Source organism: Pseudonocardia hydrocarbonoxydans (genome assembly GCF_006539565.1).
GTDB classification, from domain to species: Bacteria; Actinomycetota; Actinomycetes; order Mycobacteriales; family Pseudonocardiaceae; genus Pseudonocardia; species Pseudonocardia hydrocarbonoxydans.
Genome location: NZ_BJNG01000027.1, coordinates 1 through 10716, shown reverse-complemented (window position 1 = coordinate 10716; position 10716 = coordinate 1). Strand labels below are relative to the sequence as shown.

The window sequence follows — 10716 nt, the reverse complement described above, 5'->3', positions numbered from 1 at the left end:
TCACGGCGGTGACCGGCGCAGGTGGGCCAGTGCGTCGGCCAGGTCGGTGACGTCGGCGTACTTGGCGTCGAGGTCGCGCAGGTTCTGCTCGTGCAGCTCGGCCGTGCGGTCGGCACAGGCGTCGCGGACGACCTGCGGGCGGAACCCGTGGCCCAGCGCGTCGGTGGCGGTGGCCCGGATGCAGCCGGACGTCGACACCCCGGCGACCACCACCGTGTCGACGCCCGCCGTGTGCAGCGTGGCCGCGAGGGAGGTCCCGAAGAACGCGCTCGCGTACTGCTTGGCGACCACCGGCTCGCCGGGGACGGGCTCCAGCACCAGCCCGCCCCAGCCGCCGTCCGCCCCGTCGGCGAACGCGGCCAGGGCCGGCACCTTGCGGACGAACAGCCCGCCGTCGGACAGGCCGCGGTCGTAGCGCACCACCGTCCACACGACCGGGCGCCCCGCCGACCGGGCCGCCTCGACCAGCGCCGCCGTGGCCCGCACGGCCGGGCCCGGGTCGGGCAGCAGGAACGGCCCGCCCGCCTCGGTGTAGGCCCGGACGAGGTCGACGACGACCAGCGCGGGTCGCTCACCCCAGCCGACCCGCCCGGAGAACGCGGTGCCGTGCGGGCCGGTCACGCCACCACCCGGTCCAAGATCGTCATCTCGGTGCGTTTCCGGCGGGATCCCGCCGCAAACGCACCGAAGTGGTGATCATGGGCCCGCCCCCTGCCGCGTCCGGGGACGCCGACCCGCACGCGGGAGAACGGGGACTCGCGAGCGGGATCCGGGGGACTCGCGGGGGAGGGGGTCAGGTCCATACCGGCTGCTTCGGGGCGGGCAGGCCGGTCTCGGCCTCGCAGTTGGCCAGGATCTCCGCCATCGGCGGGCCCATGTCGAAGACCGGGAGCTCGGCCGGGCGGGCCGCCCGCATCTCCTCCCGCAGCGCGGCCGTCGCCGCCTCGTCGCCGACCACCACCCCGTAGCGCCGGGCGCCCTCGGCCGTCACCAGCCCGCGGCGCACCTCCAGCTCCACCAGGCCCGCGTCGCGCTCGAGCGGGTCGCCCCAGCCGCCGCCACCCCAGGTGACGAAGTGCAGCACGTCGCCGGGGGAGACCGGCACGTCGTGGCACTTGCTCGGCAGCACCTCGCGCTCACCGGAGACGCGCTCGATCCACTTCGTGCCGCGCGCGCCGGGCGCCCCGCCGTTGACGCCCCACGGGTAGGTCAGCCAGCGGTCGTCGTGGATCGCGATCGTGCCCGGTTCCTCGAAGACGTAGGTCACGTCGACGCCGTTGCCGCCGCGGTGCAGGCCCGCGCCGCCGGTGTCGGCGACGGTCTCCCACCGCTCGATCCGCAGCGGGTAGTAGGACTCCAGGTACTCGCACGGGATGTTGACGAAGCTCGGCCACAGCGAGTGCCCGTCCGGCCCGTCACCCAGCGGGCGGCCGGGGATGCCGCCGAAGCCGATCGAGTACAGCTGGAACCACTCGCCCTTGCGCTCGCCCGAGGAGTAGTTGCCCGAGTACATGAAGTGCGGGCTCGACGAGAAGCCGGCCGCGTTGAGCAGCGCCGGGTTGGTCTGCCCGAGCAGCCCGCCGAACAGGTCGAACACCCGCCCGATGCCGTGGTTGCGGCCGTTGAGCGAGGCCGGGTGCTTGGGCTTCCAGTACGAGCCGTCCGGGATCGTGACGTCGACGAGCGGGTAGAAGCCGTCGTTCCACAGGATCTGCGGGTCCGCCACGGTGATCATGTAGATCCCGAAGAACATCCGCGTCAGGTTCTCGTTGATGTAGTAGTTGATCGGCCCCGCGGCCTGCGGGCTCGACCCGGTGAAGTCCAGGTGCACCTTCTCCCCGGTGCGGGTGAGCGAGAGCTTCAGCTCGTAGGGGCCGTTGCCGACGCCGTCGTCGCAGATGTAGTCGGTGAAGCTGAGCGTGCGCCCCTCCTCGAACACCAGCCCCAGCAGCGCCTTCATCGCGTCGTAGTTGCGCTGCAGCAGGGCGTCCAGGGCGGAGAGGTAGGTCGCGGTGCCGAAGCGCTCGCACATCTCCACGACCCGGCGGCTCGCGGTGCGGCAGGCCGCGACGAGCCCGTTGAGGTCGGCGCGGTTCCAGTCCGGCATCCGGACCTGGTTGAGGATGATCCGCAGCGCGTCCTCGTTGAGCTTCCCCTTCGAGTACAGCTTGAAGGGCGGGATGACCACGCCCTCCTCGTAGATCGTGCGGGCGTCGGTCGGCATCGAGCACGGGGTCTTGCCGCCGACGTCGGACATGTGCCCGAACATCGACGCCCAGCCGACGACCCGGCCCTCGTGGAAGATCGGCACGACGATCAGCCAGTCGTTGGCGTGGCTGATCGCGGCGCCGCAGGCGTACGGGTCCGACGTCAGCAGCACGTCCCCCTCCTCGACGGTGTCGTCGAACCCCTCGAGGAAGTCGGGGATGGAGAGCCCGATCTGGCCGACGACCATCTTCCCGGACGGGTCGCCGATCAGCGGGAACTCGTCGTGCTGCTCGCGGATGCCGGGGGACAGGGCGGTGCGGAACAGCACCTCGTCCATCTCGTAGCGGGCGTTGCGCAGGCCGTTCTCGATGAGGTCCAGGACGACGGGGTCGACCTCGGTCCGCTCCACGGCGCCGGTCGCGGTCTCGATGATGCGGGCCATGGCTCAGGCCTCCACGGGGTTGATGAGCAGCGAACCGGATGGGTGGACGGTGGCCGCGTGGCCGGGCAGCACGAGCGTCGTGGAGTCCATCTCGACGACGATCGCGGGTCCGGCGATCACGTCGCCCGCCCGCAGCGTGGTGCGGTCGTAGACGTGCGCGTCGACGGACCCGCCGCCGACGTGGACCGGGTGCGTGTCGATCGGTGTGGGCGGGCCCTCGGAGTCGGGGAGGGTCACCGCCGCCACCGACGGGCGCGGCCCGGACACCGTCGCGCGGGCGTTCACCAGCTCGTGGTCGGTGCCGAGCAGGAAGGAGAACAACCGCTCGTGCTCGGCGTCGAAGTCGGCGGCGAGCGCGGCCAGCGGGTCGCCGTCGAGGGTGGGCACCTCGATCGGGATCTCGAAGCCCTGGCCGTGGTAGCGGACGTCGACCTGGTAGGTGACGGACGGGTCCTGCACGCCCTGCTCGGCCAGCCGCGCGCTCGCCTCCGTCGCCAGCTCGGTGAGGACGGTCGCCAGCTCGCCGCCGGTGAGGTCGGCGAAGCGGCGCAGGACGGTCCGCGCGGCCTCGGAGCGCTTCGAGGTCGTCGCGTCGCCGAGCGCGCACAGCACCCCGGGCGACGGCGGGACGATCACCGGCCACGCGCCCGTCAGGATCCCGAGTGCGTTGGCGTGCAGCGGGCCCGCCCCGCCGAAGGCGACCAGCGCGAAGTCGCGCGGGTCGAAGCCCTGCTGCACCGAGACCAGCCGCAGGCCGCCGAGCATGTTCTCGTTGACGATGTCGACGATCCCCGCGGCCGCCGCCTCCGGCGACTTGAGTCCCATCGCGTCGGCCACGCCGGCCACCGCGGTGCGGGCGGCGTCGACGTCGAGGGTGATCTCCCCGCCGGCCAGGGACGGGGGGAGGTAGCCGAGGACGACGTTGGCGTCGGTGACGGTCGGCTCGGTGCCGCCCTTCCCGTAGGCGGCGGGGCCCGAACGTCGGTGGACGTGCCGCCCATGTCGAAGGTGATCAGGTCGGAGAACCCGCACTGTTCGGCGACCCACACCGCACCGGTGACGCCACCGGCCGGACCGGAGAGCAGCATGGTGACCGGTGCGTCGATCGCGGCGTCGGCCGAGGAGAGTCCGCCGTCGCTGCGCAGGATGGCCAGCTCACCCGCGACCCCGCCCTCGGTGAGCTGCGTCGCGAGCGTCCGGACGTAGCGCTCGACCTGGGGCTGGACGTAGCCGTTGGCGACGGTGGTGACGGTGCGCTCGTACTCGCGCAGCTCGGGCAGCACGTCCGACGACAGGCTCACCGGCACGCCGGGGAGCACCTCCGCCGCGATCTCGGCGATCCGCCGCTCGTGTGCGGGGTCGGCGAAGGAGTTGATGAGGCTCACGGCGAGGGCCTCGATGCCGTTCAGCGTCGCGAGCTGCGCGCGGACGTCGTCCTCGTCGAGGGGGCGGATCACCGCACCGTCCGAGGCCAGCCGCTCCGACACCTCCACGGTGTTCTCCAGCGCCGCCAGCGGCTCGGGCTTGGGCCAGATGATCCAGCCGGCCAGCCCGCCGGGCACGTAGGAGCGGGCGATCTGCAGCACCTGGCGGAAGCCCTGCGTCGTCACCAGGCCGACCGTGGCGCCCTTGCCCTCCAGGATCGCGTTGGTCGCGACGGTCGTGCCGTGCAGCACCTGGCCGACGTCACCGAGGGAGATCCCGGCCTGCTCGCACACCTTGCCGATGCCGTTGAGCACGCCGACGGCCTGGTCGGCGGGGGTGGAGGCGGTCTTCGCGCGCCACGTGACGCCGCTGGCCTCCTCGACCAGCAGCACGTCGGTGAACGTGCCTCCGACGTCGACACCGAGCCGGTAACTCATGCGCTGTCCTCTCGGGCGATCCGGACCATCACGGCCCGGGCGTTGTGGATGTGTGCGGTCATGACGGCCTGCGCCCACGCGGGGTCGCCCGCGCGCGCCGCGGCGACGATCTCGACGTGGTGGGCCAGGCTGCGGCGCAGCGACGCGTCGTCGTAGGCGTGGAAGTTGCGCAGCACGATCGGGGCGTGGATCGCCCCGGCGAGCGCGCCGGCCATCGCCGGATGGTCGGCCAGCGCGACGAGGCGGCCGTGGAAGGCGCGGTTGAGCCCGACGAGGTCGTCGAGGTCGGCGCGGACCATCCGACGGGCGAGGTCGTCGAGGTCGTCGAGGTCGGCCGGGGTCGCGTTCGGGACGGCCAGCGCGGTGAGCCGCGGTTCGAGGGCGGCCCGCAGGTCGAAGACCTCCTCCAGCTCGGCGACGGTCCAGCTGCTCACCCGGGCGCCCCGGTTCGGCACGATCTCCACGAGCCCCTCGGAGGCGAGCCGGGCCAGCGCCTCGCGGACGGGGGTGCGGCTGACGCCCAGGCGCTCGGCGAGCTCGACCTCGCCCAGGCGGGCGCCGGCCGCGAACTCGCCACGCAGGATCAGCTCGCGCACGGAGTCGACCGCCCGCTCGGACGCACGTGTCACGGCTCACCTCCCCGCAGATTGTGTGCAAAGTAGGACGAAGTGGTGTCGTTGTCCACGATTTCGGCGTAACTTCTGCGTGACTGCATACATTCAGCGGAAGGACGCACGTGGGAGACCTGTTGTCGCGACCGAACGCGCCCCGGGCCCGGCTCCGCGAGCTGCTCGCCGCGCCCGGACCGCTCGTCGCCCCGGGGGCCTACGACGCGCTGTCCGCGCGGCTCGTCGAGCAGGCCGGGTTCGACGTGGTCTACATGACCGGGTTCGGCACGACCGCCTCGCTCGCCGGCCGGCCGGACGTCGGGCTGCTCAGCGGGACCGAGATGGTCGACAACGCGCGCCGGATCGTCGCGGCCGTCGACGTGCCGGTGATCGCCGACGCCGACACCGGCTACGGCAACGCCATCAACGTCGTGCGCACCGTGCAGCTCTACGAGCAGGCGGGGGTCGCGGGGCTGCATCTCGAGGACCAGGTGATGCCGAAGAAGTGCGGGCACATGAGCGGCAAGGCGGTGATCGGCGTCGAGGAGATGGCCGGGAAGATCCGGGCCGCCGTCGCCGCCCGCCGCGATCCCGATCTCCTGCTCATCGCCCGCACCGACGCCGCCGCGGTCGAGGGGCTGGACGCGGCGATCGCCCGGGCCCGCGCCTACGCCGACGCGGGTGCCGACGTGCTGTTCGTCGAGGCCCCGACCAGCGAGGACGACATCGCGCGGGTCGCCGCGGAGCTGCGCGACGTCGCCCCGCTGGTGTTCAACTGGGCGGAGGGCGGGCGCACCCCGCCGATCCCGCTGGACCGCATCGCCGAGCTGGGCTTCTCACTGGTGCTCTACCCGATCGGCACGCTGCTCGCCGCCACCGCCGGCATCCGGTCGTTCCTGGAGACGCTGCGGGCGGAGGGCACCCCCACGTCCGCCCTGCCGGGCCTGCCGACCTTCGAGGGCTTCACCGACCTCATCGGCCTGCCCGAGGTGCACGACCTGGAACAGCGCTTCGCCCCCTGACCCCCGCCCCCACCCCGCGAGTCCCCCGTATCCCGCCCGCGAGTCCCCCGGAATCCGCTCGCGAGTCCCCCGGAATCCGCCCGCGAGTCCCCCGGAATCCGTGACGGGAACCGGGGGACTCGCCGACGCGGATCGGGGGACTCGCGGGGTGGGGTGGGCCGCCCCGATCCGGGCGTCATCGCACGTCCGGCCTACCCTCGGGCGCCATGACCGGGAACAGGATCCGTGTGGCGGTGGTGTTCGGCGGGCGCAGCAGCGAGCACGCGATCTCGTGCGTGTCCGCGGGCAGCGTGTTGAGCCGCCTCGACCCGGAGCGCTTCGAGATCGTGCCGGTCGGCATCACGTCGGAGGGGGCCTGGGTCCTCGGCACCGACGACGTCCGCGAGCTGGCCATCACCGACCGCGTTCTGCCGTCCGTCGACGGTTCCCGCACCGCCCTCGCGCTGCCCGGCGACCCGACCCGCGGCGGGCTGGTCGTCCTGGACGCCGACCGCGCGGGCGAGGTGTTCTCCGGCGTCGACGTCGTGTTCCCCGTGCTGCACGGCCCCTACGGCGAGGACGGCACGATCCAGGGCCTGCTGGAGATGGCGGGCGTGCCCTACGTCGGGGCCGGGGTGCTGGCAAGCGCGGCGGGCATGGACAAGGAGTTCACCAAGAAGCTGCTCGCCGCCGACGGCCTGCCGGTCGGCACCGTGGTCGTCCTGCGGCCCGGCACCGCGACGCTGACCGACGCCGAGCGCGAGCGCGTCGGGCTGCCGGCGTTCGTGAAGCCGGCCCGCGCGGGCTCGTCGGTGGGCATCACCCGCGTCACCGACTGGGCCGAGCTCGACGCCGCGATCGCCACGGCCCGCGAGCACGACCCGAAGGTGCTGGTGGAGGCCGCGGTCGTCGGGCGCGAGGTGGAGGTCGGGGTGCTGGAGTTCCCCGACGGCTCGGTGCGCGCGAGCGTCGCGGCGGAGATCCGGATCGTCGGCGACGCGCAGTGGTACGACTTCGACGCCAAGTACCTCGACGACGTCTGCGAGTTCGACATCCCCGCCAAGCTCGACGACGACGTCGCCGACCGCGTCCGGGAGATGGCGGTGGCCGCGTTCCGCGCGCTCGACGGGCAGGGGCTCGCCCGCGTCGACTTCTTCGTGGGGGCCGACGGCGAGCTGACCGTCAACGAGGTCAACACGATGCCCGGGTTCACCCCGATCTCGATGTTCCCGCGGGTCTGGGCGGTCACCGGGCTGGAGTACCCGGCGCTGCTGTCGGTGCTGGTCGACACCGCACTCGCGCGGGGCACCGGCCTGCGCTGAGGCCGTCGCACGGACGGTGCGAAACGGTCGCACGGATGTCCCGACTCGCGGGTCAGACGACGTGGCCGTGCACGAGCTGGGTGAGCGCCGGGCCCAGCGCATGCCGCTCGTCGCCGACGCGCACCCAGCGGGGCCCGCCGAACGGGGCCTGCTCCTCGACCGACAGCTCGGTCCCCGGCACGATCCCGAGCTCGCCCAGGTAGCGCAGGGCGGCGCTGTCCCGGTCGGAGACCCGGTCGACGCGGAAGCGGGCCCCGTCCGGCGCCTCGTCCAGCGGCGTGCCGCGGACCTCGACGTGCGGCCCGTCGCGCGGCGGGATCGGATCGCCGTGCGGGTCGTGGGTGGGGTGGCCGAGCGCGGCGTCGATCCGGTCCTCCAGCCGCTCGGACAGTGCGTGCTCGAGCAGCTCGGCCTCTGCGTGCACCTCGTCCCACGGCACGTCCAGCGCGCGGGCCAGGAAGGTCTCCAGCAGCCGGTGACGGCGCACGACCCGCAGCGCCGCCCGCTCGCCCTCGGCGGTGAGGGCGACGGTGCGGTGGTCGGGCCGGTCGAGCAGGTCACCGTCCTCGAGCCGCTTGAGCATCGCCGACACCGACGGTGAGGACACCCCCAGCTCGTGCGCGAGGGTGCTCGTGGTGACGGGTCCCCCGAGATGGGCGAGGTTGTAGATCGCCTTGAGGTAGTCCTCGGTGGCCCGGGACATCGTCACCATGGGCACCAGGGTAGAACGCCCTCAGCGGACCGCGACCGGGACGGCGGGCAGTGTGTCCCGCACCACGCCGGAGACGACCTGCAGCGGCCCGCTCCCGGCGTCGACGGGGGTGGTCAGCACGACGTAGACCGGCCGGTCCACGGCGACGTAGGTGACCACGACCGGCTCGGGCACCCCGTCGTCGAGCTCGAGCCAGCGTACGCCGTCGATCTCCAGCAGGGCCGAGGTCGGCGTCAGCTCCTGCGGGCGGGGCAGCCCGCAGCGCAGCACGACCGGGCGCGGCACGGCGGCCCAGGCGCGCACCCCGTCGGGTGCGGGGGCGGCCAGCGCGCGGACGGGCAGCGTCCCGCCCCCGGCGGGCAGGTCGCCGTCGAGGTTCGCCAGCAGCGCGGCGCACTCCGGACCGGCGGCGGCGGGGGCGTCGACGGGTGGGGTGGCCAGGGGCGTGGTGTCCGGAGCGGGCGGGCCCGGCTCCGCGAACCGGGCCGTGATGCCGATGCCCGCCACCACCAGGGCCAGCAGCAGCGGCAGCGAGATCGCGACGACGACGGGCAGCGGCGGGCGGGTGGTGGCGGGCACGGTCGGGTCCGGAACGGGTCAGCCGGCCAGGTGGACCACCGGGCAGGTCAGCGTCCGGGTGATCCCGTTGACGCCCTGCACCTGTGCGACGACGAGCTGCCCGAGGAGGTCGACATCGTCGGCCTCCGCGCGCACGATGACGTCGTAGGGCCCGGTCACGTCCTCCGCCGAGATCACCCCGGTGATCCCGGCGATCGAGGAGGCCACGGCCGCGGCCTTCCCGACCTCGGTCTGGACCAAGATGTACGCCTGCACCACGTCGTGCCCCTTCCACTGAGCTCTGACTACGTCGGGACCGTCCGTGGGGAGGAAGGTCGGACGCCGAACGTACCGGAGGAGACCCCGTTGCCCACATCGTCGACCCCTGCGGAGAAGAAGATCACTCTCGGCTCACTCGGTGAGTTCGGCCTGATCGCGAGCGTGACGGCCGGGCGGACGCAGCCGGGGTCGACGCTGCTGGGCCCCGGTGACGACGCCGCGGTCGTCGCCGCGCCGGACGGCCGGGTCGTCGCGTGCACCGACGTGCTGGTCGAGGGCGTCCACTTCCGGCTCGACTGGTCGACCCCCGAACAGGTGGGGCGCAAGGCCGCCGCGGCCAACCTGGCCGACGTCGCGGCGATGGGGGCGGTGCCCACCGCGCTGCTGGTCGGGCTGGCCTGCCCCGCCGACACCGACGTCGAGCTGCTGCACGGCCTCACCGACGGGCTGTGGGCCGAGGCCGCGGCGGCCGGGGCCGGGGTGGTCGGTGGGGACGTCGTGTCGTCGGCGCAGCTCGTGCTGTCGGTCACCGCGCTCGGGACGCTGGAGGGGCGTGACCCCGTCACCCGCGGCGGTGCCCGCCCGGGCGACGTGCTCGCCGTCGCCGGGCGGCTGGGCTGGGCCGGGGCCGGTCTCGCCGTGCTCGGGCGCGGGTTCCGCTCCCCGGTCGCCGTCGTCGGGGCGCACCGGGTGCCCGAGCCGCCCTACGCCGCCGGTCCGCAGGCGGCGCGGGCCGGCGCCTCCGCGATGATCGACGTCTCCGACGGGCTGCTCGCCGACCTGGGGCACGTCGCCGTCGCGTCCGGGGTGGCCCTCGACGTGCGGTCGGCGGCGTTCGAGATCCCGGGGCGCCTGGCCGACGTGGGGCAGGCGCTCGGCGTCGACCCGCTGCACTGGGTGCTGACCGGCGGGGAGGACCACGCGCTGGTCGCCGCGTTCCCGGCAGGCGTCCCGGACGGCTGGACGGTGATCGGCGAGGTGCGCGCGGGATCCGCCGCGGTGCTCGTGGACGGGCGCGACTACGACGGCGGACCGTCCGGGTGGGAGCACTTCGCCCGATGAGTTCCGGCGGGCCGGGAGGTCCACCCCGCATGGGCACCCTCGTCTACTCGATGAACATCTCCCTCGACGGCTACATCGAGGACCCGACCGGCGACATCGCCTTCTCGGAGCCGGACGAGGAGGTGCACCGCTTCGCCAACGACCAGACCCGCGACACCGCGGCGTTCCTGTTCGGCCGCGGCCTCTACGACGTCATGGAGGAGTTCTGGACGGCGCCGGAGCGGGCCGACGGTGAGGAGGTGGAGGCGGAGTTCGCCCGGCTCTACACCGAGACCCCGCGGATCGTGTTCTCCGACTCGCTGACCTCCGTCGCACCCGGGTGCCGGCTGGTGCGCCGCGCCGACGCGGTCGAGGAGGTGCTGCGGCTCAAGGCCGGGACCGACGGCGAGCTGGGTCTCGGCGGTGCGGGGCTGGCCGCGTCGCTGATCGACCTGATCGACGAGTTCCGCCCGAGCGTCGTGCCGGTCTTCTGCGGCGGCGGCAAGCCGTACGTGCCGCCCGGCACCGACCTGCGGCTGCGGCTGCTCGAGCAGCGCACCTTCGGGAGCGGCACGGTGTACTTACGCTATGCCCGTCTTCGCAGCTCAGATGGTGTATAGTCGAACATGTGTTCGCCTATGATCTCGAACCGCCGCCGCCCGGGCCCACCCTCACCGACACCC

At 73.6% G+C, this 10716-nt stretch carries 11 protein-coding genes and 1 pseudogene; 4 read left to right on the top strand and 8 right to left on the bottom strand.

What is annotated here, in order from left to right; translation table 11 throughout:
* From PHY01_RS16705 to PHY01_RS16690, 5 genes and pseudogenes are all read right to left on the bottom strand, one after another.
* Nucleotides 1-621 (bottom strand): isochorismatase family protein, encoded by a 621-nt coding sequence (locus PHY01_RS16705; protein ID WP_141279775.1) that lies wholly within the window; start codon nt 619-621, stop codon nt 1-3.
* Nucleotides 622-793: 172 nt separating this feature from the next.
* Nucleotides 794-2650: a hydantoinase B/oxoprolinase family protein gene (locus PHY01_RS16700; RefSeq protein ID WP_141279773.1), complete on the bottom strand. Its 1857-nt coding sequence runs from the start codon at nt 2648-2650 to the stop codon at nt 794-796.
* A gap of 3 nt (nt 2651-2653) precedes the next feature.
* Nucleotides 2654-3682: a hydantoinase/oxoprolinase family protein gene (locus PHY01_RS27685; protein ID WP_246085956.1), complete on the bottom strand. Its 1029-nt coding sequence runs from the start codon at nt 3680-3682 to the stop codon at nt 2654-2656.
* Nucleotides 3683-3703: 21 nt separating this feature from the next.
* Nucleotides 3704-4512, bottom strand: a pseudogene (locus PHY01_RS27680) (hydantoinase/oxoprolinase N-terminal domain-containing protein); the annotation flags it as partial.
* The gene (locus PHY01_RS16690; protein WP_141279771.1) at nt 4509-5141 is read right to left on the bottom strand and encodes a GntR family transcriptional regulator; all 633 of its coding nucleotides are present in this window, start codon (nt 5139-5141) and stop codon (nt 4509-4511) included. The gene PHY01_RS16690 and the pseudogene PHY01_RS27680, both read right to left, overlap by 4 nt.
* A 107-nt stretch (nt 5142-5248) precedes the next feature.
* On the opposite strand from PHY01_RS16690, the gene PHY01_RS16685 reads away from it, so the two are divergent.
* Both PHY01_RS16685 and PHY01_RS16680 read left to right on the top strand, forming a co-directional pair.
* Complete coding sequence (locus tag PHY01_RS16685) at nt 5249-6142, top strand: isocitrate lyase/PEP mutase family protein (protein ID WP_141279770.1); 894 nt, start codon at nt 5249-5251, stop codon at nt 6140-6142.
* 206 nt (nt 6143-6348) lie between these two features.
* Nucleotides 6349-7443, top strand: coding sequence for a D-alanine--D-alanine ligase family protein (locus PHY01_RS16680; RefSeq protein ID WP_141279768.1), 1095 nt, complete (start codon nt 6349-6351; stop codon nt 7441-7443).
* 52 nt (nt 7444-7495) lie between these two features.
* On the opposite strand, the gene PHY01_RS16675 is transcribed toward PHY01_RS16680, so the two are convergent.
* The 3 genes from PHY01_RS16675 to PHY01_RS16665 are packed head-to-tail and all read right to left on the bottom strand — an operon-like array spanning nt 7496 to nt 8992.
* On the bottom strand, nt 7496-8155 hold the full coding sequence (locus PHY01_RS16675; RefSeq protein WP_141279766.1) for a metal-dependent transcriptional regulator: 660 nt from the start codon (nt 8153-8155) through the stop codon (nt 7496-7498).
* 21 nt (nt 8156-8176) lie between these two features.
* Nucleotides 8177-8734 carry a DUF3515 domain-containing protein gene (locus tag PHY01_RS16670; protein ID WP_141279764.1) on the bottom strand — a complete coding sequence of 186 codons (558 nt, stop codon included), beginning with the start codon at nt 8732-8734 and terminating at the stop codon, nt 8177-8179.
* Between the two features lie 18 nt (nt 8735-8752).
* The gene (locus tag PHY01_RS16665) at nt 8753-8992 is read right to left on the bottom strand and encodes an Lrp/AsnC ligand binding domain-containing protein (protein WP_141279762.1); all 240 of its coding nucleotides are present in this window, start codon (nt 8990-8992) and stop codon (nt 8753-8755) included.
* An 87-nt stretch (nt 8993-9079) separates the two neighbouring features.
* Here PHY01_RS16665 and PHY01_RS16660 point away from each other — a divergent pair, with 87 nt between their 5' ends.
* Nucleotides 9080-10054 carry a thiamine-phosphate kinase gene (locus tag PHY01_RS16660; protein WP_246085955.1) on the top strand — a complete coding sequence of 325 codons (975 nt, stop codon included), beginning with the start codon at nt 9080-9082 and terminating at the stop codon, nt 10052-10054.
* 29 nt (nt 10055-10083) lie between these two features.
* Entirely contained in the window at nt 10084-10653 is a 570-nt protein-coding gene (locus tag PHY01_RS16655; protein ID WP_141279760.1) for a dihydrofolate reductase family protein, read from the top strand.
* The last annotated feature ends 63 nt before the right edge of the window (nt 10654-10716 follow it).